This is a genomic window from Streptomyces thermodiastaticus (genome assembly GCF_014656135.1).
Lineage (GTDB): Bacteria > Actinomycetota > Actinomycetes > Streptomycetales > Streptomycetaceae > Streptomyces > Streptomyces thermodiastaticus.
Genome location: NZ_BNBV01000046.1, coordinates 1 through 24,749, shown reverse-complemented (window position 1 = coordinate 24,749; position 24,749 = coordinate 1). Strand labels below are relative to the sequence as shown.

Annotated in this window: 23 protein-coding genes and 1 pseudogene; 16 read left to right on the top strand and 8 right to left on the bottom strand. The window is 71.1% G+C overall.

Translation table 11 applies throughout. The annotated features are described in order from the left end of the window. Positions 1 to 532: 532 nt before the first annotated feature. The 5 genes from IE286_RS25985 to IE286_RS27695 all read left to right on the top strand — a co-directional run bounded on the left by IE286_RS25985 (position 533) and on the right by IE286_RS27695 (position 5,128). Positions 533 to 1,531: a zinc-dependent alcohol dehydrogenase family protein gene (locus IE286_RS25985; RefSeq protein WP_189799208.1), complete on the top strand. Its 999-nt coding sequence runs from the start codon at positions 533 to 535 to the stop codon at positions 1,529 to 1,531. Between the two features lie 14 nt (positions 1,532 to 1,545). Beyond that, positions 1,546 to 2,955 carry a sugar porter family MFS transporter gene (locus tag IE286_RS25980; protein ID WP_189799207.1) on the top strand — a complete coding sequence of 470 codons (1,410 nt, stop codon included), beginning with the start codon at positions 1,546 to 1,548 and terminating at the stop codon, positions 2,953 to 2,955. After that, positions 2,952 to 3,923, top strand: a complete 972-nt coding sequence (locus tag IE286_RS25975; protein WP_308115067.1) for a carbohydrate kinase family protein — start codon at positions 2,952 to 2,954, stop codon at positions 3,921 to 3,923. The genes IE286_RS25980 and IE286_RS25975 overlap by 4 nt, the downstream gene beginning before the upstream one ends. A gap of 353 nt (positions 3,924 to 4,276) precedes the next feature. Continuing rightward, on the top strand, positions 4,277 to 4,975 hold the full coding sequence (locus IE286_RS25970; RefSeq protein WP_189799206.1) for a DUF4232 domain-containing protein: 699 nt from the start codon (positions 4,277 to 4,279) through the stop codon (positions 4,973 to 4,975). A gap of 27 nt (positions 4,976 to 5,002) precedes the next feature. After that, positions 5,003 to 5,128, top strand: a complete 126-nt coding sequence (locus tag IE286_RS27695) for a hypothetical protein (protein ID WP_267969807.1) — start codon at positions 5,003 to 5,005, stop codon at positions 5,126 to 5,128. A gap of 192 nt (positions 5,129 to 5,320) precedes the next feature. Here the strand turns inward: IE286_RS27695 and IE286_RS25965 are convergent, their stop codons facing one another. Further along, positions 5,321 to 6,340, bottom strand: coding sequence for a LacI family DNA-binding transcriptional regulator (locus IE286_RS25965; protein ID WP_189799205.1), 1,020 nt, complete (start codon positions 6,338 to 6,340; stop codon positions 5,321 to 5,323). Between the two features lie 99 nt (positions 6,341 to 6,439). Continuing rightward, positions 6,440 to 8,284: a glycoside hydrolase family 2 protein gene (locus IE286_RS25960; protein ID WP_189799204.1), complete on the bottom strand. Its 1,845-nt coding sequence runs from the start codon at positions 8,282 to 8,284 to the stop codon at positions 6,440 to 6,442. 262 nt (positions 8,285 to 8,546) lie between these two features. Between IE286_RS25960 and IE286_RS25955 the strand changes: the two genes are divergently transcribed. From IE286_RS25955 to IE286_RS25945, 3 genes are read left to right on the top strand one after another with little or no spacing between them, the layout of a single operon-like run. Continuing rightward, positions 8,547 to 9,887 carry an extracellular solute-binding protein gene (locus tag IE286_RS25955; protein WP_229863752.1) on the top strand — a complete coding sequence of 447 codons (1,341 nt, stop codon included), beginning with the start codon at positions 8,547 to 8,549 and terminating at the stop codon, positions 9,885 to 9,887. A 13-nt stretch (positions 9,888 to 9,900) separates the two neighbouring features. Then, entirely contained in the window at positions 9,901 to 10,848 is a 948-nt protein-coding gene (locus tag IE286_RS25950) for a carbohydrate ABC transporter permease (RefSeq protein ID WP_189799203.1), read from the top strand. An 11-nt stretch (positions 10,849 to 10,859) separates the two neighbouring features. Continuing rightward, positions 10,860 to 11,732: a carbohydrate ABC transporter permease gene (locus IE286_RS25945; protein WP_189799202.1), complete on the top strand. Its 873-nt coding sequence runs from the start codon at positions 10,860 to 10,862 to the stop codon at positions 11,730 to 11,732. Positions 11,733 to 12,691: 959 nt separating this feature from the next. On the opposite strand, the gene IE286_RS25940 is transcribed toward IE286_RS25945, so the two are convergent. Beyond that, positions 12,692 to 13,315 carry a TetR/AcrR family transcriptional regulator gene (locus IE286_RS25940; RefSeq protein ID WP_189799201.1) on the bottom strand — a complete coding sequence of 208 codons (624 nt, stop codon included), beginning with the start codon at positions 13,313 to 13,315 and terminating at the stop codon, positions 12,692 to 12,694. Positions 13,316 to 13,462: 147 nt separating this feature from the next. Here IE286_RS25940 and IE286_RS25935 point away from each other — a divergent pair, with 147 nt between their 5' ends. The 5 genes from IE286_RS25935 to IE286_RS25915 all read left to right on the top strand — a co-directional run bounded on the left by IE286_RS25935 (position 13,463) and on the right by IE286_RS25915 (position 16,746). Next, positions 13,463 to 14,128, top strand: coding sequence for a peroxiredoxin-like family protein (locus IE286_RS25935; RefSeq protein WP_189799200.1), 666 nt, complete (start codon positions 13,463 to 13,465; stop codon positions 14,126 to 14,128). Between the two features lie 68 nt (positions 14,129 to 14,196). Continuing rightward, positions 14,197 to 14,955, top strand: a complete 759-nt coding sequence (locus IE286_RS25930; protein ID WP_189799199.1) for an SDR family NAD(P)-dependent oxidoreductase — start codon at positions 14,197 to 14,199, stop codon at positions 14,953 to 14,955. A 135-nt stretch (positions 14,956 to 15,090) separates the two neighbouring features. Then, positions 15,091 to 15,408 (top strand): carboxymuconolactone decarboxylase family protein, encoded by a 318-nt coding sequence (locus IE286_RS25925; protein ID WP_189799198.1) that lies wholly within the window; start codon positions 15,091 to 15,093, stop codon positions 15,406 to 15,408. A 31-nt stretch (positions 15,409 to 15,439) separates the two neighbouring features. Then, complete coding sequence (locus IE286_RS25920) at positions 15,440 to 16,114, top strand: haloacid dehalogenase type II (protein ID WP_189799197.1); 675 nt, start codon at positions 15,440 to 15,442, stop codon at positions 16,112 to 16,114. 125 nt (positions 16,115 to 16,239) lie between these two features. Next, complete coding sequence (locus IE286_RS25915) at positions 16,240 to 16,746, top strand: YkgB family protein (protein ID WP_229863736.1); 507 nt, start codon at positions 16,240 to 16,242, stop codon at positions 16,744 to 16,746. 462 nt (positions 16,747 to 17,208) lie between these two features. On the opposite strand, the gene IE286_RS25910 is transcribed toward IE286_RS25915, so the two are convergent. From IE286_RS25910 to IE286_RS25895, 4 genes and pseudogenes are all read right to left on the bottom strand, one after another. After that, entirely contained in the window at positions 17,209 to 17,865 is a 657-nt protein-coding gene (locus IE286_RS25910) for a lytic polysaccharide monooxygenase auxiliary activity family 9 protein (protein WP_229863754.1), read from the bottom strand. 726 nt (positions 17,866 to 18,591) lie between these two features. Further along, on the bottom strand, positions 18,592 to 19,578 hold the full coding sequence (locus IE286_RS25905) for a hypothetical protein (protein ID WP_189799196.1): 987 nt from the start codon (positions 19,576 to 19,578) through the stop codon (positions 18,592 to 18,594). A 74-nt stretch (positions 19,579 to 19,652) separates the two neighbouring features. Continuing rightward, positions 19,653 to 19,832, bottom strand: a pseudogene (locus IE286_RS25900) (hypothetical protein); the annotation flags it as partial. 225 nt (positions 19,833 to 20,057) lie between these two features. After that, positions 20,058 to 21,023, bottom strand: a complete 966-nt coding sequence (locus IE286_RS25895; RefSeq protein WP_189799195.1) for an NADP-dependent oxidoreductase — start codon at positions 21,021 to 21,023, stop codon at positions 20,058 to 20,060. Between the two features lie 155 nt (positions 21,024 to 21,178). Between IE286_RS25895 and IE286_RS25890 the strand changes: the two genes are divergently transcribed. Then, positions 21,179 to 22,186: a GlxA family transcriptional regulator gene (locus IE286_RS25890; RefSeq protein ID WP_189799194.1), complete on the top strand. Its 1,008-nt coding sequence runs from the start codon at positions 21,179 to 21,181 to the stop codon at positions 22,184 to 22,186. 227 nt (positions 22,187 to 22,413) lie between these two features. Here the strand turns inward: IE286_RS25890 and IE286_RS25885 are convergent, their stop codons facing one another. Next, positions 22,414 to 23,046, bottom strand: a complete 633-nt coding sequence (locus tag IE286_RS25885) for a TetR/AcrR family transcriptional regulator (RefSeq protein ID WP_189799193.1) — start codon at positions 23,044 to 23,046, stop codon at positions 22,414 to 22,416. Between the two features lie 139 nt (positions 23,047 to 23,185). On the opposite strand from IE286_RS25885, the gene IE286_RS25880 reads away from it, so the two are divergent. Together IE286_RS25880 and IE286_RS25875 are read left to right on the top strand one after the other, a co-directional pair. Next, positions 23,186 to 24,148: a zinc-binding dehydrogenase gene (locus IE286_RS25880; RefSeq protein WP_189799192.1), complete on the top strand. Its 963-nt coding sequence runs from the start codon at positions 23,186 to 23,188 to the stop codon at positions 24,146 to 24,148. Between the two features lie 151 nt (positions 24,149 to 24,299). Further along, a partial coding sequence (locus tag IE286_RS25875; RefSeq protein ID WP_189799191.1) for a DsbA family oxidoreductase occupies positions 24,300 to 24,749 on the top strand: 450 nt, incomplete at its 3' end.

The following is a 24,749-nucleotide window of genomic DNA, read 5'->3' as shown; positions in this document are numbered from 1 at the left end:
CCTCGGCCCGGCCCCTGACAGGGGCCGGGCCGAGGCGCGCCACTGTCGTTTCCCGGTCGGAGGACTGCGGACCGGCCGGCAGTCCGGCACCGCTCCCGACTGCTCGCCGCGTCGCCGGCACACCCGGCTGCGGCACCGGCGGACGATGCAACGACACCGGCGACGACCTGCCCGGTGTTGCGGACCTCACAGCGCACGCCCGAACGGTCACGGCCCAAGCGGGCACGAAAGAGGCCTGCTTCCGCCCGGATACGGGCATCCCTGCGCCCGCAGCAGGGCGGCAAAAGCCTCTGGCCTGCGCAAATGCTTGTCTCTTAGCTCACGCGAACGGTCATGATCACGGTCTTGCTCAGACTGGCCAGCAGGTGAACGGGCGTGTTCAATCAAATGACAAGCCCGAACGGGCATCGGTCTCGGTGGAAGGGAGACGAGCCGCGGGACGCGTGAGTCCTCACGCTCGTGCGCACGCTGTTCGTGCGGCGTCCCTGTCTCCTCCTCCTGCCCAAACCCACAAGGAAGTGAGTAACACCCGATGCGCGCAGTCGTTGTCACGGCGCCCGGCAATGCGGTCCTGACCGACCTCCCCGATCCGCAAGCAGGACCCGGTGAGGTGGTCGTCAGGGTGACCTCGTGCGGCCTGTGCGGTACCGACATGCACATCCTGGCCGGCGAACTGCCGTCGGCACGCTATCCCGGTGTGCCGGGCCACGAGCTGGCCGGCGAGATCGTCGCCGTGGGGGAGGGCGTCACCGGGCTCGCGGCCGGCACCCGGGTGGCCGTCGACCCGAACATGCCGTGCGGCAGGTGCGACTACTGCCGGATCGGCCGTGGCAACCTCTGCGACGACTACAGCGCGATCGGAGTCACCCAGGACGGCGGCTTCGCCGAACTGGTCGCGGTGCCCGCACGCTGTTGCTACGTGCTGCCCGACTCGCTGTCCCCGGCGGCCGCCGGCCTGGTGGAGCCGCTGTCCTGCGCCGTGCACGGACTGAACAGGCTGCCGCGCCGCCCCGGCTCGCACTACCTGATCTACGGTGCGGGCACCATGGGTCTGATGATGGCCGCCGTCGTGCGCCAGGCGGGCGCCGCGTCCGTCTCCATGGTCGACCCGAACGAGGACCGGCTCGCCTTCGCCGCGTCCTTCGGTGCCGACGCGGTCGCCCCCCGGGCCGAGGAGCTCGGCCGGCCGCAGGGCTTCGAGGTCGTCATCGACGCCACCGGTGTGATCGCCGCCATCGAGGACGGCCTGGGCCGCGTCCGCAAGGGCGGAACGTTCCTGCAGTTCGGTGTCACCGACGCCGCCGCCACCGCGACGTTCTCCCCGTTCCGCGTCTACAACCGCGAGATCGACATCATCGGCTCCATGGCGGTGCACAACAGCTTCCAGCCCGCCATCGATCTGCTTTCCTCCGGCCTCGACCTCGACCCGCTGGTCAGCGACGTCTTCCCGCTCGACGCGTTCGACGACGCGGTGGCCGCCTTCCGGGCCGGCAAGGGCCGCAAGATCCAGATCGCGCCGGCCCGGTCCTGAAGGGAGCAAGCACGGTGAACACCCGCCTGAAGAACGCCATGATCTGGGTGTTCGGTGCCCTCGGCGGCATCCTCTGGGGCTACGACACCGGCGTGATCTCCGGTGCCATGCTCTTCATCCGCAAGGACATCGAACTCACCCCGCTCCTCGAGGGCATGGTGGTCAGCGGACTGCTGGTCGGTGCCATGCTCGGCGCCGGCCTGTCCGGCAAGCTCTCCGACGCCTGGGGCCGCCGCAAGCTGATCCTCGCGGCGTCCGGCACGTTCATCCTCGGTACCCTCGCCGCGGCCCTGGCCACCCAGGCGTGGATGCTGATCGTCTTCCGCTTCGTCCTGGGCGTCGGCGTCGGCATCGCCTCGGTCGTCGTGCCGCTGTACCTGACCGAGCTGGCGCCCAAGCGCATCCGCGGCGGGCTGGCCTCCCTGATGCAGCTGCTGGTCACCGTCGGCATCTTCCTCGCCTACGTGGTCGACTACCTGCTGCACGACTCCGGCGCCTGGCGCTGGATGATCGGCCTCGGCGTGATCCCGGCCGCGGTGCTCGCGATCGGCATCACCGTCCAGCCGGAGAGCCCCCGCTGGCTGGTCGGCAAGGGACGCAGCGACGAGGCACGCCGCGTGCTGACCAACCTGCGGGGCGATGCGTCGGCGGCCGACGCCGAACTCGCGGAGATCGAGGAGACCGTGCGCGGCGAACGCGCCCTCAACGAGTCCCTCACCCTCTCCCACCTGCTGTCGCCCGGACTGCGGCGCGTCTTCCTGGTGGGGATGCTGCTGGTCTTCTTCCAGAACTTCGTCGGCATCAACACGATCATCTACTACGCCCCCACTCTGCTGTCCGACATCGGCTTCGGCGACAGCGGCGCCATCATGGCGACCATGGGGGTCGGTGCCCTGAACATGCTGATGACGCTGCCCGCGATGCGGCTCATCGACCGCTCCGGACGCAAGCCGCTGCTGCTGTGGGGCGCGCTCGGCATGTGCGCCGCCATGGTGCTGCTCGCCGTCACCAACCTCGCGGGCCTCGGCTACGGCGCCCTGCTGTCCACCCTCACCCTGCTGGGCATCGGCCTGTACATCGCCTCGTTCGCCATCTCCTGGGGCCCCGTGCAGTGGGTGATGCTGCCCGAGCTGTTCCCGCTGCGCATCCGGGCCGCCGCCGTCAGCCTGTGCGTGGTGTTCAACTGGCTGTTCAACATGGTGGTGGCGCTCCTGTTCCCGTCGCTGCTGCAGGCCGTCGGCGCGGGCCTGAACTTCCTGTTCTTCGCGGTGACGACGGCGCTCGCCTTCCTCTTCGTCCGGTCGCTGCTGCCCGAGACCAAGGGCCGCAGCCTGGAGGAGATCGAGCAGTCCCTGCTGCGGGGCGGCACGTCCCCGGCGGCCGTCGAGGACAGCGAACCGGCGTCGGTGGGAGCCGCGAGGTGAACGCCCCCGGCCCCATGCCGCCCCGGCGGATCGTCGTCGTGGGGGAGTCGCTGGTCGACCTCGTCGCCGGCCCCGACCGGCGGACCTACGTCGCCCACCCCGGCGGCAGTCCGCTGAACGTGGCGTACGGGCTGGCCCGGCTGGGCCGGCCCACCTCCCTGCTCACCCGCCTCGGGGACGACGCGTTCGGCACACTGGTCCGCGACCACCTGGACCGGGCCGGGGTCGACCTGCTCGCACCGCCGGAGCCCGGCCTCGCCACCAGCCTGGCCACGGTGACGCTGGATCCCCAGGGCTCGGCCTCGTACGACTTCCGTATCGACTGGGACCTGCCCGCCCGCGCCCCGCTTCCCCCCGGCACGGTGGCCGTGCACACCGGCTCGATCGCGGCGGCGCTGGAGCCGGGCGCCTCCGCGGTCCGCGCGCTGCTGGAGGCGGAGCGGGACCGCGGCCGGGCGACCGTCTCCTTCGACCCGAACTGCCGGCCCGCCCTGATGGGCGATCCCCGTACCGCCCGGGCCAGGACCGAGCAGCTCGTCGCCCTGTCGGACGTGGTCAAGGCGAGCGACGAGGACCTGCGCCGGCTCTACGGCGAGCGTCCCGTCGAGGACGTCGCGGCCGCGTGGCTGGACCTCGGCGCCTCGCTCGTCGTCGTCACCCGTGGCGGCCACGGCTCGTACGCCGCCGGGCGGGCCGCCACGGTCACCCGCCCCGCGGCGCCCGCCGACGTGGTCGACACCGTCGGAGCCGGCGACTCCTTCATGTCGGCGCTGCTGGACTCCCTGGCCCGGGAACAGTGCCTCGGCAAGGACCGGCGGCCCGCCCTGGCCGCACTGTCCGCCGACGCGCTCACCCGGATCGTGGACCGCGCCGCCCGCGCGGCCGCGGTGACGGTCGGCCGGGCCGGAGCGATGCCGCCCGACCTGGCGGAACTGGACGCCCACGCCCTGGCGAGCCAGGGCGCATAGTCGGGCCCGCTGCCCGGCCCGCGGGCGTGGTGTCACCCTTCCCCGACGGCCCGACACCGCGGACAGGGGGCGGGCAGAGGCACGCGGAGACCACACTCGACCGCCGGCCCCGCCGGTGCGCCGGAGCATGCAGAGGTGCGCGGAGCACGCGCCGCATGCTCCGGCTCGTGCGTTCCCGTCCCCGGTCGCCCTGTTACGGAATGCGGACAGAAGGAAGTGAACCGACGCCCGCACCGGCCGCATCTCCAGGGGTGCAACAGCACAACAGAGGTGCAGCGCACCACAGTGAGGCCGGCCACCCCGCGGACGCGGGGAAGACGCCGCGCCCGGATCGACCAGGGGGATCTGACCACATGACCACGCATCACGTCCGTCGCACCGTTCGCTCCGCGGCTCTGACCGCCGCCACCGCCGCTCTGGCGCTGGGGCTGACCGCCTGCGGCGGCTCCGGTGACGACGCACATGCGGCGGGCGGCGACCAGAACACCGCCGGCGCCCACAGCCGGTCCGTCTCCGACGGCAACGGCAAGGACAACGCGGCACAGTCCGCCACTGGCACGGGCGCGCGCTCGGCGGCCGACCCGGGCGGGAAGGAGAAGATCGAGAACGTTTCCTCGACGACCGATGTGCAGCCGTGCCGGGGGGACGAGCTGCTGGTCACCGCGGTCCACCGGTTCGCCGGCCAGCAGGGCGACCACCTGCTGCTCACCGCGGTGAACCAGGGCACCGAGCCGTGCTGGGTCACCTCGTACCCCGCGGTGGTCCTCGACTGGAACGTCGACAACATTCCCCTGCCGCACGCGAAGAAGGACACCACGGAGGGTGACAAGCACATCCCGCTTCAGCCGGGAGACACCGTCTACAGCGCGGTGAACCTCTACGACTACGGCTCCAAGAGCCACACGGCGCAGGCGCTCGCCTTCGCACTGCGCGGCGCGGACGGTCGCGTCGGCCCCTACTACTCCGTCGTCATCAAGGGTGACAAGCCGCAGTTCAGCTGGGACGACGCCGACGTGCTGAACTGGAACACCCGCAAGCCGTACGACTTCTAGCGGTCCGTCACTCCACAGGATCCGGCCGTGATCGCGTCTGCGCCGACGGCGTGCATCCACCGAGACCAGGTCTCGGCGATCGCCTGGATGGTGACCATGGTGCACGCCGTCGACCGCGTCGTGATCACCGGCCGGTTCCACATGGAAAGCTGACCCCGGCGGTGACCTCGACGGCGCGGCCGGTGCTGCTGAAGTCCTGGCCGTCGTCGAGACACGTGGTGGTGTCACCGGGGCAGCTCCTGCGAGCTGCCCCGGCTCGCGCACATACCATGGCGACCGCACGGTCGCAGACGGAGGATCCGCCTGCACGAGGGGCTCCGCCCGCGCACGTGCACACGGGGCTTGTCAGGGGCGTCCCCCGGTGCTCTCCCGCACGGCCAGCCGGTGGTCGATGATGTGATCGGAGGGTTCCTTGGTGCCCGGGTTGTCGATCCGGTCCAGCAGCAGGGACACCGCGACGTCCGCGATGGCCTTCTTGTCGGGAGCGATCGTGGTGAGGCTGGGCACACTGAAACGTGCCGCCTCGATGTCGTCGAAGCCGACGACATCGAGATCGTCCGGTGCACGCAGGCCGGCCTCGTGCAGCGCACGCAGAGCACCGAGGGCGAGATGGTCGTTCAGACACAGCAGGGCGTCCGGCCGGGGCTGCCGGGTCAGCAGGGCCGCCGCGGCCCGGGCGCCGTCCTGCCAGTGGTAGTGCTCCACGGGGACGACCAGGTCCTGCTGGAACGGGACATGGGCGGCGCGGAGCGCCGACTGGTAGCCGCGGGTACGCAGTCTGTCGGTGCCCTGCCGCCCCCGCAGGGCGCCGCCGATCACGGCGATGGTGCGCCGCCCGCGGGCGAGCAGATGCTCGGTGGCCTCACGGGCGGCGGCGACGTTGTCGATGCCGACATGGTCCACCGCCCCCGGTGCCTGACGTTCTCCGAGGAGCACGAGCGGCAGCCGGGCGTCACGCGTGGCGAGGTCGCGCGGCGTGAGCGACAGCGGACTGAGAATGATCCCGTCGGTGAACTGGGCGTCGAACCCGTGCAGTGCGGACAGCTCGCGCTCCCGCACGGCACCGGTCTGGTGCAGCAGGACGGTGCGGCCGCGCCGGTCGGCCGCGGCCATGACGTGCTTGGCCAGTTCCGAGAAGTACGCGACGTCCAGTTCCGGGACCGCCAGCGTGATCATGCCGGTGCGCCCCTGACGCAGTTGCCGGCCCGCCAGGTTGACCCGGTACCCCAGGGCCTCTATGGCTTCCCGGACCGCGGCCCGGGTGTGCTCCGAGACATGCTCGAAGTTGTTGATCACGTTGGAGACCGTCTTGGGGGAGACACCGGCGTACTCCGCCACGTCCTTGATCCTGGGCCTGGTCGCCACGCTCCACTTCCTTCCGCTCCGGTGGGATCTTAGAGCCTGTCGTCCGGATCGTGCCGCGCTGCCGGGCCGCCCGATCCGGACGTGAGACTCCGGCGGCGGTCAGGAGGCGGACTCGGACTCCTTCTCCTCGAACGCCGGCTGCGCGCCGGTGACGATGCGGCGGATGGTCTCCAGCGGCAGTTTCGGCGAACCGTCCGCGGACAGCAGGCCGTTGGTCTCCTGCGCGGTGTCCATGAACTGCGTGTAGCAGAAGCCGGCCACGACCGGGCTGGCGTGCAGCGCACCGAAGAGATCGCCCAGCAGTCCCGCGTACTGCGCCGCGGAGTCGGTCCGGGTGTAGGTGAAGGCGTCCTCGTCGGCGTTGACCGACAGACCCCCGAACTCGGTGATCATCAGCGGTGCGTCGCCGGCGGCGTACCGCTGCTTCTGCACCGAGCCCACCGACAGCACACGTCCCTGCGGACCGGGACCGTCGAGCAGCCGGCCGACCGCGGCGGCGTCGCCGTAGCGCGCCGTGAGCACGGCCGGGTCGGAGGAGTAGTCGTGCACGCCGAGGATGTCGCTGTCGGTGTGCTCCCAGCCCTCGTTGGACATCACCGGCCGGGTCGGGTCCATGGCCCGGGTCAGGTTCGCCAGGGCGAGGGAGTAGTGCCGCTGCGCGGGGTCGCGGGGGATGTCCGAGGCACCCCAGCTCTCGTTGACCGGCACCCAGGTGACGATCGACGGGTGGCTGCGGTCCCGGCGCACCATCGCCAGCCACTCACGGGTCAGCAGCTCCACGGCCTCGGTCCCGAACTCGTACGCGGCCCCGGTCTCGCCCCACACCAGCAGACCCAGCCGGTCCGCCCAGTACAGGAAGCGCGGATCCTCCGCCTTCTGGTGGACGCGGACGGCGTTGAAGCCCATCGCCTTGATCAGTTCCACCTCGCGGCGCAGCTCCTGCGTGCCGGAGTTGGCGATCAGGGTGTCACGACGGTACCCCTGGTTGAGCACCGAACGCACGTAGTAGGGGCGGCCGTTGAGGAGGAAGGCACCGCGGCCGACACCCGTGCTGCGCAGACCCACGTAGCTGTCCACCGTGTCGACCACCGCCAAGGTGACGGCGTCGCGCACGGTCACCCGGGCGTCCAGCAGGGTCGGCCGCTCCGGACTCCACAGCAGCTGCTCACGGTCGATGCCGTTGCGCAGAGCGGGGATCACGAGGTCGATCCGGCTGCGCGGAGTGCGCACGGTGGTGGTGCTCTCGGCCAGCACCTCGCCGTCCAGGCTCAGCTCGATCTCCACACGCAGCGGGGCGTCCGGCACCCGGGCCAGGGTGACGTCGGCCTCCACGCCTCGTGCCGGATCGGGGATCCAGGCCAGGTCGGTGACGTGCTGGGCGGGGACCGTCTCCACCCACACCGTCTGCCAGATGCCGGTGGTCCGCTCGTACCAGACCTCGTGCGGCCGGTCCTGCCAGTCCTGCTTGCCGCGCGGCTGTGCCAGGTCGGCCGGCTGGTCCTCGGCCCGCACGACGAGCAGGTGTTCGTCGGCACCGGGCCGCAGGGCGTGGGTGACATCCGCGGTGAAGGGGGTCTGGCCACCGACGTGTTCGGCCACCAGCCGGCCGTCCAGCCACACCTTCGCCCGGTGGTCGACGGCGCCGAAGTGCACCAGCGTCCGCCGGCCGTCGCCGGCCGCGAGGACGTCGTGGGGTATGCGGCGGCGGTACCAGACCACCGGGTGCGGCGCGGTCTCGCCGATGCCGGAGGCGGGGGACTCCGGCGGGTACGGAACGGTGATCTCCCGGTCGAAGGCGCCCGTCACCCCCTCGGCGAACCACTCGGCGCCCTCGCCCTCGTCGGTGTCGTCGTAGCCGAACTCCCAGACGCCGTCGAGGCTGTGCCACCGCTCCCGCTGCAGGATCGGCCTCGGATACGTCCCGTCCTGCTGGCTCAACTCCACTGATCCTCCTTATGCCGCCCGGCGAACCCGGCGTCGGCGTGCCACGGTCGAAGTGCTGACATCATGGGTGATCGTTTACATCGATGCAAGACCGGTTCACGGACAGAGAACCGGCACGATCGGCCAGGTAAACCCGCAGTGTCGTTCTCGATGCGAATCTGAGACCCGACTTCTTGCGGGCGATCTATTGCATCGATGTAAAGGGTTGTGTCAGGGTCAGCGCCATCGACGCCACATTCGACACAACGAGGTGCAGACTTTCATGAGTGGAGCGATGGCGCGCCGGCGGCTCCTCGCCCTCGGCGGCGGGCTTGCCCTGACCGGGGGGCTCGCGGCATGTTCCTCCCCGCTCGCATCCGGCCTGACCGGCTCCCAGCCGAACACCGCGGACGTCATCTTCTGGAACCTGTTCACCGGTGGAGACGGCGCCAACATGGTGGCGATGGAGGACCGGTTCAGGAAGGCCCACCCGGACACATCGGTGGAAGCCACCGTCCTCGGCTGGGGCAACCCGTACTACACGAAACTCGCTCTGGCCACCGCGAGCGGGACGCCGCCGGACGTCGGCGTCGCTCACCTGTCACGGCTCCCGCTGCTGGCCGCGTCCGGCCTGCTGGAGCCCATCGAACAGACCGGACTGGGCGAGCTGGGCGTAACCGCCGACAAGTTCACCCCCGCGGCCTGGCGCAAGGCCACGGTGGACGGGACCGTGTACGCGGTACCCCTGGACACCCACCCCTTCGTCCTCTATTACAACGTCGACCTGGCCCGCAGGGCGGGCCTGCTCGACTCCGGCGGCAGCCTCGTCCGGCTCGAGGGCGCGGACGACTTCATCGCCGCGGTCAAGGCCATGAAGACCGCGGGCGGCGCCCAGTACGGGGCAGTGATGTCGATCACCGCCGACCCGTCGACGGCATGGCGCTGCTTCAGCATGATCTATTCCGGTCTCGCGGGCCCGGTCGTCACCGACTCCGGCACCACGATCGCCCTCGACGACGAGGCGGTCCAGGAGACCGTCGCCTTCCTGCAGCGCCTCACCGGCGGCGGACTGATGCCGGGCAACCTCAACGGTTCCGGCGCCAACGCCCTGTTCAGCACCGGCAAGGCGGGCTTCCTGTTCGACGGCGAATGGCAGATACCGTCGTACCGGCAGGTCAAGGGCTTGCGCTTCGACGTCGTGCCGTTCCCGGCGCTGCTGGGCCCGAAACCGGTGGCCTACGCCGACTCGCACGCCCTGGTCGTCCCGCGCAACACGGCACGCTCGGACACCCGCACCCGCAACGCGGCGCTGTTCATCAAGGGCCTGCTCGACAACAGCGCCGTGTGGGCCGAGGGCGGGCACATCCCCGCCTGGCTGCCGACCCAGCGCGGCAGGGCCTTCCTCGACCTCTCGCCCCAGCGCCACTACGTGCAGGCCGCGTTCGACGCCCAGTACGACCCGGAGGCCTGGTACACCGGCGCCGGATCGGACTTCCAGAACGTCGTGGGCGGAACGATCACCGAGGCCCTCGCCGGGCGGATCACCCCCAAGGGCGCGGCGCCGGCCCTGCGCGCCGATCTCGAGCGGTTCACCACGGCCCGACCGCCGGTCACGATGAAGTAGGAGGCAGTCACCCATGACGACCGTCGCCGCGACGCGACCGGCACCCACAGCACGGACCGGGACACACACGGCCGGCCGGCCGCACCGCTCCGAACGCCGGGCCGGTGCACTGCTCACCGCACCCTTCTTCGTGATCTACCTGGTGTTCCTGATCGGCCCGCTGCTCGTGGGCGTGGTGCTGAGCTTCTTCAACACCACCACCGTCAAGGACGGCCTGGGCGAATTCGTCGGCCTGTCGAACTACTCCGAGGTGATCGGCGACCCGCAGTTCTGGGACGCCATGTGGCACTCGGTGCTCTTCACCCTCCTGACCACGCCCCCGCTGGTGATTCTGGCCATGGCCGCCGCGATCCTCGCCTCCCGCGTGCGCCGCGGCCGCGTCTTCTACCGCCTGGCGTTCTTCGCCCCCTACGTGGTGCCGTCCTCCATCGTCGCGCTGATCTTCCTGTGGATGTACACACCGCAGATCGGCCTCATCCCCAAGATCTTCGGCGCGGTCGGACTGCCGGTGCCCGATTTCATCGGCAGCACCTCCGGCGGCTGGACGGCCGTGACCCTGATGACCCTGTGGTGGACTTTCGGCTTCAACTTCGTCCTCTACACCGCCGCGATCCAGGACGTGCCGTCCGACGTGTACGAGGCGGCGGCCATCGACGGCGCGGGTCCCTGGCAGCAGATCCGTCACATCACGGTGCCGATGCTCGGCCGGACCACCAGCCTGGTGCTGATCCTGCAGATCCTCGCCTCGCTGAAGGTCTTCGACCAGATCTACCTGCTGCTGGGCGGCGGCCCCGACCAGTCCACCCGCCCGGTCATCGAGTACATCTACGACACCGGCTTCACCTCGTACCGGGGCGGCTACGGTGCCGCCGCCACCATGGTCTATTTCGTCGTCATCGTCGTGATCTCGGCGGCCTGGTACGGGCTGCGCCGCCGCCGTGCGACCCGCACCGCGGCCTGAGCGGAGGATCCATGACCACCATCACCCAGCCGCGGCCGGCCACGGGGAAGAACGCGCCGCCGGCCCACGGCGCCACACTCTTCAACCGCCTGTGCGCCGTGTGCCTGACCCTGTTCGCCCTGATGTGGCTGGTGCCCTTCTTCTGGGCGATCGCCACCTCCCTGCGCTCGGACGCGTCGATCACCCAGAAACCGACCTCACCGTTCGCCGGCGGATGGTCCCTGAACGCCTACTCCTACGCCTGGAACACATATCCGATCGGCACCTGGTATCTGAACAGCCTGGTCATCTCGGTCCTCGCGGTGATCTTCACCGTGGCCTTCTGCTCCATGGCCGGCTTCGCCCTGGCATTCCTGCGCTACCGCGGCCGGACCGCCGTGCTGGCCCTGGTCGCGGCCGGGCTGATGCTGCCCAGCGAAGCCCTGGTGCTGCCGCAGTTCATCGAGTACCGGTCGCTGCACCTGCTCGGTACCTTCTGGGCCCTGGTCCTGCCGTCCATCGCCGCGCCGATCTCGGTGTTCGTCTTCCGGTCGTTCTTCGCCGGCATCCCCGTCGCCCTGATCGAGGCGGCCCGCATCGACGGAGCGGGCTGGTGGCGGATCTACGCCAGGGTGTGCATGCCCCTGTGCCGCCCCGCCCTGTCCACGGTCGCCATCCTGACGTTCATCACCACCTGGAACTCCTTCCTCTGGCCGCTGCTCGTGCTGAGCCAGACCAAGTCCCAGACCGTCCCGGTGGGCCTGGCCTCCCTGCTCAGCAACACCAACATCCAGTACGCCGAGGTGATGGCGTCCTCGGTCCTCGGGTTCCTTCCGCTGATCGCCGTGTTCCTGGTCTTCCAGCGGCAGATCGTGCAGGGCGTCACCACGACCGGCATCAAGTAGAACCGCGGAACCGGCAGGACGGGCCGCGCGCGGCACGGTGTCCGTCAGGCGGCGCACCCCCCGCGTCCCGCAGCGATGTGTCCGGGAGCGATGTCGTGTGCTTGCGGACACGTTCCGTCCTGCCGGCACGGCGCATGAGCGTCAAGGAGTGCCCGGGAGCGGACCGAAGTGGCACGGTCGGCGGTCACCTGCGGTCCGGCGTGACGGCACCGCTCCGCTCATGCCCGTTTCGCGCCATGCGCCCAGGGACCCGCCAGGTTTCGACGGACACATGAAGGAGACAGCCATGAGCGGTTCCCGAGAAGCACGCGAGCCATCGTCGCCTCTGGAACGGGAGACGAAAGAGCGGGATGTCCACCCGGAGGAAGAAGGCCGCTCCCAGCAGCCCGACACATCCGGTCAGTCCACCGACCAGGCCTTGGAACGACGGTCGGAGTCGGAGGAAGGCACCGGCTGACACCGGGACAGCGACAGCAGGCACGGGCGACCGAGTGCCTGCTTTCTCGCTGTGCGGGGTCCCCCCGGGCGGAGTACCCGGCAGACGTGGAGGTGCGGGGCACACCCCGGCAGTCCCGCGTCCCTGACCCGGAACACGCGGACGAGCGACCGGACAGCGATCTTGCCGATGCCGGAGACCATCAAGGACCAGACCGCCGAACAGCTTGGCGGAAGCGGCAGCATCCTGGTGCGGCAGCGGCGTCGACGACCGCGTGCGGGACGCCCTCGGCACGGGCGGCTCCGCCGCACGACGGCACCGCTGACCCGGCCGCAGGTCAGCGCAGTACCCGCAACGCGAAGTCCAAGGACACGCAGACGTTCGTCGGCACCACCCGTCCCGGACACGGTGCGGACGTGGCGTCGATTCGTCACCACCGGCCGCTCGTGCACGAAGGAGGCGCTGGGCCTGGCACACCGCCAGGACATCGTTGCTGTGCACCGCGACCTGCTGGGCGCCTGGGTCAAAGGGTCGCGTGGCTGCGGATCTGATCGATCATCGTGTCCAGGGCCGCTTCGAGGGCGGTGGTGTCCCGGCGGATCTGGGTCATGACCAGGCCGCCCTGCAGCGCGGTCAGCAGGGCGAGGGCGAGCCGGCCGGTGTCGGCGTCGGCGTCCAGCTCGCCCCGCTGCTGCATGGCGCGCAGGCCGTCGCGAATGGCGCCTTCCCATTGGGCGTAGCCGGCGACGAGCTGGGCGCGGGCCTCAGGATCGTGGTCGGACAGCTCGGCGGCCAGTGAGCCCATCGGGCAGCCTCCCCGGCAGTCGCGCGCGTGCTGCGCCTGGACGACCGCGTCGCGCCAGGCCTGAAGTGCCTCGAAGCTGTCCAGCCGGCTCAGCAGCGGCCGCTGGAAACGGAGCACCCGCTCGGTCTGGTGCCGGACGACCGCCTGGACCAGCGCCCGCTTGTCGCCGAAGTAGTGGTACAGCTGTGACGGGCTGGTCACCCGGGCGGCCTTGAGGATGTCCTCCGTGCTGGTGCCCGCCACGCCGCGTTCGTACATCAGCGTGGCCGCCGCCGCCACGATGCGGTCGCGTGTGGCACGCCCGCGGGCGGTCAGGCGACGTTCCTCGGTGCTGCTGCTCATCACTCGGTCACGCTAACAGAGTCCGGCACTTTCTGGAGTTGACACTCCAGTTCCCGGAACTAGAGTGGGCGCTCTAATGCGGAGGGGCACGGCTGCGGTCCGCCCCGCACCCGTCGTGCACCGGCCCGTCAGGAGAGGACGCGCATCATGAGCAGCACCACCCCCATCGCCGACCAGGTCGCCGCGCTCGCCGAGAGCATGGCCGCACAGGCACCGGCCGAGGCCCTGGAGGCGTTCGGCGCCGAGCAGGCCGAGCTGGACGCCGCCGGAGTCCCGGCGGGCGTCGCGGCGGCCGGGACCGAGATGCCGGACGCGTCGCTGCTCGACGCCCACGGCGAATCCACCACGCTGAAGCAGGCACGCGACGGTCGGCCGGCGGTCGTGGTGTTCTACCGCGGCGCCTGGTGCCCCTACTGCAACGTCGCTCTGCGCACCTACCAGGCGGAACTGAAACCCGAACTGGACCGCCTCGGCGTCGCGCTGATCGCCGTCAGCCCGCAGAAGCCGGACGGCTCGCTGACCATGGCGGAGACCAACGACCTCGCGTACACGGTGCTGTCCGACCCCGGGAACCGGATCGGCCGGGCGCTCGGCATCCTCACCCGCCCCAGCGACCAGGCCCAGCAGGCGCAGGCCTCCCTCGGACTGGACCTGACCGAGGTCAACGCCGACGGCACGTACGACATCGTCATGCCGACGGTGGCCGTCGTCGACGCCTCGGGTGTCCTGCGCTGGATCGACGTCCACCCGAACTACACCACTCGCACCGAACCCGCCGAGATCCTCGCGGCCCTCGCGGAGACGCTCCGCTGATCCCTGCCCCTGCTCGAGGCCGCGCGCGACGCGCGTGCGCCGAACCCTCGCTCGATCGGAGTGGAAACGTGTTTCTGAACAACAAAGTTGCCCTGGTCACGGGCGCCGGCCGGGGCATCGGACGGGCCATCGCCCTGGCGCTCGCGGACGAGGGCGCGCGGGTCGCGCTGGTGGCCCGCAGCGGGGACGCCCTGGCGGAGACCGCCGCGCTGGTGCAGCAACGCGGCGGCACCGCCCTCGCGGTCCCCGCCGATCTCACCGACCCGGCGGCGGCAGCCGACGTGGCCGAACGCGCGGCAGCCGGACTCGGCCCGGTCGACGTCCTGATCAACAATGCCGCCACCGTCGAACCGCTCGGACCGGTCACCGGTATGGACGCCGACGCCTGGACCACCGCCTTCCGGCTCAACGTGATCACACCCGCCGCACTGGCCGGCGCGCTCCTGCCCCGCATGACCAAGGCCGGGTGGGGACGGATCGTCAATGTGTCCAGCAGTATCGTCGCCCGCCCGACGATCATGATCGGCGTCAACGCCTACGCCGCCACCAAGGCCGCCCTCGAGATCCACACCGTCAACCTCGCCGCCGAACTCGACGGCACGGGAGTCACCGTCAACGTCTACCGCCCGGGGTCCGTGGACACGGCGATGCAGGCGCTGATCCGCCGCGAGGGCGTGGGCCGGCTGGACGAGGCCACCCACCGGCGCTTCCTCCGCAACTACGAGGAAGGCACGCTGATCACGCCCGAGCACTCCGCCCGCTCCCTGGTCCACCGGCTCGCCGGGGACGCCTCGGGGCAGATCTGGGACGTGTCCGATCCCGACTGACCCCCGCCCCCCGAACGTCCCGCGGGCCGTGCCACACCCCCCCGGCCCGCCGCCACACGACCCGCGGGACCCCAATCCTTTCGAGCACACGCACTCCACCCCCACCCATCACCCCCACGGCAGGAGGAACGTTCCATGTTCGACATGAAGAACCTGCGCCACCTCAAGGACCTCGGCAAGAACGCGCCGGAAGCCATGCAGGCCTTCCAGGCGTTCGACCAGGCCGTCTTCACCGACGGAGCCCTGACGGCACAGCAGAAGCAGCTGATCGCGGTCGCGGTGGCGCTGACCACCCAGTGCCCGTACTGCATCGAACTGCACACCAAGGCCGCGCGCGACGCGGGCGCCGACGACGCCCAGCTCACGGAGGCCGCGCTGGTGGCCGCAGCGATCCGGGCCGGCGGCGCCGTGACCCACGCCACGCATCTGTTCCGGCACGAAGCCTCGTCCTGACCCGACCCACCGGCCGAAGGAACCGCCTGTCATGACCCGCGTACTGGCCTTCGACGTCAACGAGACACTGCTGGACCTGACAGCACTGGACACGGCGTTCGAAGGTCTCTTCGGCAGCGCGACCCCCAGAGGGCCGTGGTTCGCCCAGATGCTCCACCTGTCCTTCGTCGGCGGCATCACCGGCTCCTACACCGACTTCACCACGGCCCAGCGAGCCGCCCTGCAGATGATCGCCGAACGCCAAGGCGTCTCACTGAGCGAGCAGCAGATCGACGCGACCGTCGCGCTGATGACGTCGCTGCCGCCCCACCCCGACGTGCCCGACGCCCTGAGGAGGCTGGCCGCCACCGACCTGCACCTGGTTGCCCTGACCAACTCCGTCCAGAGCGTGGCGGAACAGCAACTGCGCAACGCCGGCATCCGGGACCTGTTCGAGAAGGTGATGTCGGCCGACGCCGTCCGCCGGCTCAAGCCCGCGCCCGAGCCCTATCTCGCCGTCGCCGCCGCGTTCGACGTCCACCCCGGAGACGTGCGGTTGATCGCCGCCCACTCCTGGGACGTGACAGGTGCCCTGCACGCCGGCTGCAAGGCGGCGTTCCTGCGGCGCCCCGGCGCCGTGCTCAGCCCCATCGGCCCGAGGCCCGATCTCGTCGCCGACACCCTCACAGACCTGGCCGACCTGATCATCCAGCGTGACTGCCGCTGAACGAACAGCGGCCGCCGGTGGCCTGCTGCCGCCGACCGTGCCGGTCGCCGCCCGGCGCACCCGTCCCCTCCGGTGCCGGCCGGCGACCGGCACCGCACTTCTCACCCCCACAGACAGGCACCCCCGTGATCGATGAACACCTGTACCGCGGCAGCGACAACTTCGCGCAGGCAGGCAGAACGATCAGCCGCTACGGTCTGGTCGTCGTGCTCGCCTGGATCGGCGCAGGCAAGTTCGTGAAGATGGAGAGCCGCGTACTCATCCAGCACAGTCCGCTGATGAGCTGGCTGTACGACGTCCTCAGCTTCGACGCACTCGCCGCCGCTCTCGGGACGACGGAGATCGTGGCCGCGGTACTCCTCGCCGTTCACCCGCTCTGGCCGCGCCTGTCCGCACTGGGCAGCGTGGTGGCGATCGTGCTCTTCCTCGGAACCGTCAGTTTCCTCTTCACCAGCCCGGGAGTCATCGCCATGTATGCCCATGGCTTTCCGGTGCTGTCGGCGCAGCCCGGCCAGTTCCTGCTGAAGGACCTGGTCCTGCTCGGGGTGTCGTTCGCCACGCTCGGGGAGTCCTTGAAAGCCGTGCAGTCGCGTGCCAGTGCGCAACGGCATCACGAGCAGGCTTGCGTATAGGCGACCACGTACGGGCGACCGGCCCCACCCTCAGCCGCGCCCCGCGCCTCGCTCGGCCACCGCGTCGACAGTCACCGGACCGGCCACGCGTCCGGCTCCGGTGACTGCCGTCTCGCCGGCACCGTGATCGTCCGTCGTGGTCGCAACACCGCAGCCGACCGCACGCGCCTCGCTGTACGCCTTGGGACGTATGCCCTTCGGCTTCGGCGTGCCCGGGTCATGCCGCTGCGGGACCGGGCTCCTCGTCCGGGTCCGTGCCCTGCTCCTCGACGGCCGGCGGGGTGCCGGTGTCCTCCGGGCCGCCGTCACGTGACGGCGTGCAGACCGATCAGGCCGACCTGTCTCACGGGACTGCGTGCGACAACATGTCACCGCGCACCCGTCGGTGCGCAGGGCCGTCGGATGAAGCGCGCGCCGACGGCGCCGGCCCATAAACCGGCGCCGTTCGCCTGGCTGGACGGCTCAGGAGAAGTTCACGTCACTGCACAGGAAGTACGTCTGGTCCATGTGCGAGGCCTGCCAGATCGTGTAGACGACGTGCCGGCCGGTCAGGCCCGAGGTGTGCACGTCGATCTCGTAGTTGTTGCTCGGTGCGTACTTGCCGGTCTTGGTGACCAGCTGCAGGTCGCTCCAGCGCAGGGGCTGGGTCGTGGGGTCGAAGCCCTGACGGGTGACGTACACCAGGAAGTAGTCCGCGCCGTGGCTGGCCTGGTCGTACAGGTGCACGGTGAAGTCGGACGAGACGTTCGTGGTCTTCCAGGGACCCACCGCGTCCAGGGAGTTGTAGCGGCCGCCTTCGGTGTGGCCGCCGCTGCAGAGCTGGCCGTCGGGAATCACAGCCTGGAAGTTGCCGGCGGAGCCGTTGCGGTAGAGGCCGTTCCAGTTCCACATGGCGTTCGGGTTGTCCTGCCAGGCCTGCCAGCACATGGGGTCCTGCTGTGCCATGTCGGGGTTCTGGAAGTCGTCGGCCCAGCGTTCCCAGCAGCCGTAGTTCCTGGACGCCGGATCCACGACCGAACCGTGGGCCGAAGCGGTCCCGCCTCCGGGGACCAGGGCGATCAGCAGGGCGGCGAGGGCGCTGAGCAGGAGCGCCGGACGGACCCTGAACCGTCTTGAAATGACGGGCTCATGACATGCGTGCTGCAACACGGTCTCCCTCTTTCCGCTGTGGGGGATGCGGGACGTAGGGGTGTGGGGGCGGCTCTCTGGGAGCGCTCCCACGCCGTCAGGGTGACGCGGCGGGAAACATGACCGCAACACTGGATTTCGCCACTTCCGTGGCGTACCCCGGCCTGCGGCAGCCGGACCGCCCGTGGGGCAGGCGGCCGCTCACCCCGTCCGGCCCTCCCGAGCGGCATCATGAGGATGCCGGCCCAGGGCGGGACAGCCGCCTGCGGCAAAGCGGGGTGCAGGGCTCGGGCGGGCCCGCATACGGGTGTTCCGGGTGAGCCCCGCTTCTGCGGCTGGGTGTGGCCGGAACTTCCCGCCCGGGGGACGCGGCCGGGGTGTTCCTGCTATAGTCGATCTTGAACGCGCTGCCGGACACCGGCAGAGGGCCGATGCGTTGGTGGTCCAAGGAAAGACGCCCCGCTTCCTGCGGGGAGATGCAGGTGCAAGGCCTGCCCGGCGCTCGAGACGAACCCCGTCCCTGGCACTTCAGGGGCGGGGTTCCTTCATGTCCGGTCATGTGCGTGCCCGGCGCGCCGCGGGCGCCTGCGCCGGGCCTGGCCGGGACAGACCGTCCCGGTCCTGACTGCCCCGGGCAGGGCGGGCCGGGAGCTTCCCGCCGGCCGCCTCCCGGCCCGGCGGGGGAAGAGGAAAAGGGGGAGGGGAGAAGACTGTCGCTCACTCGTGGGCGAGCCGCTGCCGCAGGCACGCGAGCACGATCCCCACCGGTGCCAGCGCCCACGGCAGCAGCACGAGCGCCACCGCGACCGGCGTGATCAGGACGAGGACGCCGGTCACCCACACGTTGTCGTCGGTGGCGGCCAGCATGACCAGCCCCGCCCAGTGCGCCACACAGGACCCGAGACGCGCGAACACGAGGAACGCGACGCCGGTTACGGCCGCGCACAGCAGGACGATCCCGGCGGTCCGCGCGCGTGCCCTACGGGTCAGTGTCCAGGAACGCCGCATCGCGGTCACCGCAGGGCAGCCGTCCGTCACCCGCACGGCGGTGGCCAGCGAGAACCGTGAGACCAGGACGAGTCCCACACCCCAGACCAGCACCGGCACAGCCCGGCCCACCAGCAGGAACCCCACGGTCGCGGGCTCGTGGCGGCCGGGCCAGGTCACCCCCGGCACCAGGTCCAGAAAGACGAGGGCCGGCACGAGCAGACCGGCCAGCACCGGCACCGCTGCCGCCGCCGCGGACAGCAGCTGCACGTGGAACGCGGCGGCGAGGTGCGGACGCGAGCGGCGCCACAAGGCGGACAGGGTGAGCGCGTCCGCCGCGCCCCTGCCGGCACCCGCACCCGCTGCCGGGCAGTGCCGCGCGTGTGCCACGGTCACGGCCGGGGCGGTCAGCAGCCACGCGGCCAGCACCAACGCGACGACAAGCAGCAACGGAACCACCACGCACGCCACTTGGGCGAGCGCGTTCATCTGACCGGCGTAGGCGACGTAGGACTCTCCGTCCTCGATGGACATCTCCGCATCTCTCCGGGCCTGAAGGAACAGGCCCCAGGACACGGCGAACGCACCGGCCACCAGGGCACCGCCGACGATCAGCGCCGCCGCACAGGCCACGGCGGAGGCAGCGCACACGGCACGCCGCCGGCGGCCGGTGATCCGCAGCGCCTCGGCGACGATGCCGGTCACATGATCGTTCATACATGGTGCGACGCGCTCACCGCAGCGTCCGGTTGCGCTCCGGCCCGCCCTTACTGTCCTGTCCTGCGCGGATGTCACCGTTCCACGCGGTTGCGGACGGCGAGGACGGCGAGTCCGAGCAGGGCGGGGTCGACGAGGCGGGCCGTCATCTCGATGTACGTCCCGGTGGTGGTCGGATCCTGCACGCAGGACCGGAAGATCACCGAGTTGGCCATCACCCTCAGGGAGTTCTCGAACCGCTCGGCCGACAGACGCCTCGTATTCCCTCGCATCCACGTCATGCAGACCTACCGCCCGCGAGCTGCCCGGCATCGCGCCGGGCCGGATGGTGGCCGGGCCTTTGATCGGCGTCTCCGACGGCACCCCTCGGGCCCGGTGACACCACCCCCCCAGGTCATCCGATCGACAGGGGGCAGCAGTCATGGCGGGCTTCGAGGCCGGCGGCCCTTGTACAGGGCCGCGAAGAAGATGACAGGGGGTCAGTCGGTGACGGTGAGGACGAGTTTGCCGCGGGTGCGGCCGGTTTCGCCGCGGGTGTGTGCTGCTGCGGCCTGTTCCAGCGGGAAGGTCTGTTCGACCTCGACGGTGACGTCGCCGGCGTCGATCAGGCCGGCGATCGTGGTCAGTGCGGGGCCGTCGGGCTCGACCAGGAAGCCGCTGGTGCGGACACCGGCGGCTTCGGCCGCTGCGGCCAGCTCCGGGGAGATGCCGCCTGGGACGGACACGAGCAGTCCGCCGCGGCGCAGGGTGTTCAGTGATCGGGTGCTGGTTCGGTCGATGCCGTCACCGACGAGGTCGATGACCACATCGACGTCGTCGGCTGCTTCTTCGAAGCGGGTGGTGGTGTAGTCGATGGTCTCCTCGGCGCCGAGGTCTGTGAGCCAGGCGTGGCGGCCGGCGCTGGCTGTGGCGATCACGTGGGCGCCCAGGTGCCGGGCGAACTGCACCGCGAAGTGGCCGACTCCGCCGGCGGCGGCTGTGATCAGGACGCGCTGGCCGGCCCGCACGCCGGCGGTGTCGACCAGGATCTGCCAGGCGGTGAGGGCCGCCAGCGGCACGGCGGCCGCGTGTACGTGGTCGATGGTCGCCGGCTTGCGGGCCCACTGGCGGGCCGGTGCGGTCACGTACTCGGCGTAGCCGCCCGCGGCGCGCGGGAACCGCGGCATGCCGTACACCTCGTCGCCGGGCTTGAGCGTGGTGACGCCGAAGCCGGTCTTCTCCACGACACCGGAGACGTCCCAGCCGAGGATGAGCGGGAAGGTCTGCAGTCCGGCCATGCCGTGGCCCTGACGGGTCTTCCAGTCCACCGGGTTGACGCCCGCGGCGTGGACCCGCACCAGTACCTCGGTCGGCAGCGGCTCGGGACGTGCGACCTCTTGCGCGGTCAGCACCTCCTGCCCGCCGAACTCCTTGATGGTCACCGCGCGCATGACCTGCTCGTTCATGGCTGTCCTCGCTTCTGCTGCCGGGTGTGTCGTCTTCCGCCGGGTCCGTGCCCCGGCAGGGAAGAGACTGGCGCTTTCCGGCAGGCGTCGGTGAGTGGCCGGAAGGACACCCGTCGTGCTTTTCGGGCCACGTCGCGTGTCCTAGGCTGCGGGGCATGACGCATCGTGTCGCCGTACTCGCCCTCGACGGTGTCCTGCCCCTGGATCTGGGTGTGCCCGCCCGCGTGTTCAACGAGGCCTGCGAGCCGGACGGGGGCCGCCTGTACTCCGTCCGCACCTGTTCCCTGGGCGGCCGTCCGGTCCGTACCCGCGAGGACTATCGGATCGTCGTCGACCATGACGAGTCGCTGCTGGACAGCGCGGACACCGTCGTCATCGCCACGCAGGAGCCCAGTGAGGAGCTGCTGACGACCGGCCGGCTGCCTGCGGACGTCGCCGCCGCACTGGACCGGATCGGGCCGGACACCCGCATCGTCAGCCTGTGCACTTCGGCTTTTCTGCTCGCCGCGGCCGGTCTGCTCGACGGCCGGCGGGCCACCACCCACTGGGCGTTGTGCGACGCGCTGGCCCGGCTGTTTCCTGAGGTCGAGGTCGACCCGGACGTGCTGTTCGTCGACAACGGCCGCGTCCTGACCTCCGCCGGCGGAGCGGCCGGCATCGACCTGTGCCTGCACCTGGTCCGCCGGGACCACGGGGCGGCGGTGGCCTCGGCCGCCGCACGGCGCTGCGTGGTGGCGCCCTGGCGCGAGGGCGGGCAGGCGCAGTTCATCGAGCATCCGGTTCCGCTGGACACCGACCGTTCCACCTCGGCGACCCGGCAGTGGGTCCTGGACCGTCTGGCCGAGCCGCTCACGCTGGAGGACATGGCCCGACACGCGCACATGAGCGTGCGTACGTTCACCCGGCGCTTCCGGGCCGAGGTCGGCAGCAGCCCTATGAAGTGGCTGGCTCAGCGGCGCCTGGCCCATGCGCGTGTGCTGCTGGAATCCACCGGCCTGCCCGTCGCCCGGATCGCCGCCGTCTGCGGTTTCGGTGATCCCGTCACCCTGCGCAAGCACTTCTACGCGCACCTCGGCCTGTCTCCTCTGGCCTACCGTCGTGCCCACCACGCACCCGTGCCGGAGTCGGCGCTGCCCCCGGCCGGTGCCGTGCAGGAGCGCTGACGCGCCCGCATTCGCCCCTGCGGGCGGACACCCTTGTGGCCCGGGGCCGCCGCCCCCGGGTCAGGCAGGCGTGCCGCCTCCGCCTCCCCCGGATGCCGGCACGGCCACTGCTGGCACGGCCACTGCCGGCGGGAGACGGCGCCGCGAGCCGAGACGGCGGCGGGCGCGCAGAGAGAGCGGGCCCGGTACGGTACGCCTGACCCGGCGGCCGGTGACTGCCCGTGTGTTCAGGGGCCGCCGTGCTCCGCCGCGGTGAGGCGCACCGGGGGAGGCAGGGGTGCGTTGTGCGGACAGCGGGCGACGGCCTGGATCATGAGGCCGGCGAAGCGCCGCGAGGCGGCCACCCGCGTCGCGGTCGAGGCCGTCTGCAGGCCTTTGTTGGCCAGAAGCATCAGAACGACGTCGTCGAGCACGACATCCGGACGCAGGTGTCCCGAGCGCTTGGCCCGGGCGGCCAGGCGGGCGATCTTCTGCAGGACGCGGCCGCGGCCGGCGGTCATGGTGAAAGCCCGGGGGTAGGCCGACATGAATGCCTCGGTGAAGCCCCGGTCACGCGCGTGCAGTTCGCAGATGTCCTCGATGGCCTGGCACAGCCCGGACCAGGCGTCGGGGTTCGCGCTCGCCCGGTCGGCGATGTCCTCACACGCGCTCAGCTGTTGGGCGAACGCCTCGGTGACGAGCGCCTCCTTGGTCGGAAAGTGCCGGTACAGCGTGGCCGGCCCGACCCCGGCACGCCGCGCCACCTCCCGCATCGGCACAGCGAGTCCCTCCAGTGAGAACAGCGCCCTGGCGGCTTCGAGGAGCCGGTCGCGGTTGTCACGCGCGTCGGACCGCAGGTTGTGAGGCTTCTTCCCGCTCATCCTCTCACTTTAGGCCGGGCGGACGGGGGCGTCCGTTACCGTCCGAGGAGCCCGCCAGGTCACATCCAGCAGACCGGTGTGCGGTGATGTCCGGGACACTTCTGCGTCCCGGCGGTTCGAGCCTTGGAGGTGTCCGCCTGTGAAAGCCGTACGGATCCGTGCCTTCGGAGACCCGGAAGGACTGGCTGTCGTCGCCCTGCCGACTTCTGTGCCGGCCGGGAACGAGGTGGTGATCGCTGTCGAGGCGGTGGGGGTCTCGGGTGCCGATGCCCTGATCCGCCGCGGCGCGCTCGCCGCCTACGGGTTCACCGAGGGGTTCATCCCGGGCAACGAGGTGGCGGGCACGGTCACGGCGGTCGGGGACGGGGTCGACGCGTCCTGGGAGGGGCGCCGGGTGTGGGCCTTCACCGGCACGGGAGGGGGCTACGCGACGCAGGTGTGCGTACCGATCGAGCAGGTGCTGCCGCTGCCCTCGGCGCTGTCGCCAGTCGACGCGGTCACGGTCGGCGGCTCGGGGGCCGTGGCCCATTTCGCTCTGCGGCACGCCCGTTTCACCCCGGGTGAGGCGGTGCTGGTGCGCGGCGCGGCCGGCGGTATCGGGGTGATGGCGGTCCAGCTGGCGGCCCGTGCGGGTGCCTCTGCGGTGGCGGTGACCACGTCGTCGGCCGAGCGCGGCGACCGCCTGCGCCGCCTGGGGGCGACGCACGTGCTGGACCGCTGCGGCAACGGTGACGCGGACGCTCCGGCGGGCTATGACGTGATCCTCGACATCGTCGCGGGCGACGGTCTTTCGGCGTTCCTCGACCGGCTCAACCCCAACGGGCGCCTGGTGGCCGTCGGCGCGGTGGGAGGCCCGCCGCCCGCGGACCTCGGATCGAAGCTGATGGCCCGGTTCCAGCGGTCGCTGTCGTTCGCGACGTTCAGTGCGGCCACCGTCCCCGCAGCGGATCTGCAGGCCGTACGCCGTGACCAGCTCGACGCCGCGGCGCGGGGCGAACTGACCGCGGTGGTGCACGACGTCCTCGGCCTCGAACAGGCCCGCCTGGCGCACCAGAAGCTGGACGCCGGCGAGGTCTTCGGCCGGCTGGTGCTCACGCCCTGACCGCCGACCGCCCGGATCACCGTCGTGCGGCACTCCTGCGAGCCGCTGACCCACGTCGTCGGAGCCCGCGTCGACTTCTTCGGCTGCGTTCCGCACAGGTACGACGGGGACCAGGCCGAAGCCGGGCGGCACGAGCAGGGCATGGCACGCTGTGCCCGCGTGCGGGGCAGGACTGCCGGCCGCGCCGCCCGGACGCCGGCTCTGCACCGCACACCGCTTCCTGTACCGGGCCGAGGAACACGGGCAGGGCAGCGCCTTCTTCGTCCAGCCGCAGCGTGACCTGTTCACCGATGCGGTGGACATCTGTGACACCGGCCACCTCGTCCGGACGGTCAGCCGGCTCGGGGTCCCCGTCGAAGCGGCCCGGACGACCGCACACTGCGACGCGCGCGCCGACGCGGTACGCGCGGACCAGCGCATCGACCGCGCATCAGGCAACACCGGCGTTCCGTTCGCCGTGCTCGGCCCCCGGCTCGCCGTCGCCGGTGTCGCCTTTGCCGGGGACTGCCGGCACGTCATCGGCCAGGCCCGGCGGGAAGGAAAGGGCCAGGGGCGGGTGAAGGCTCCGCCGGCCGATCCGGGCCGGCGGAGCATTCACCCG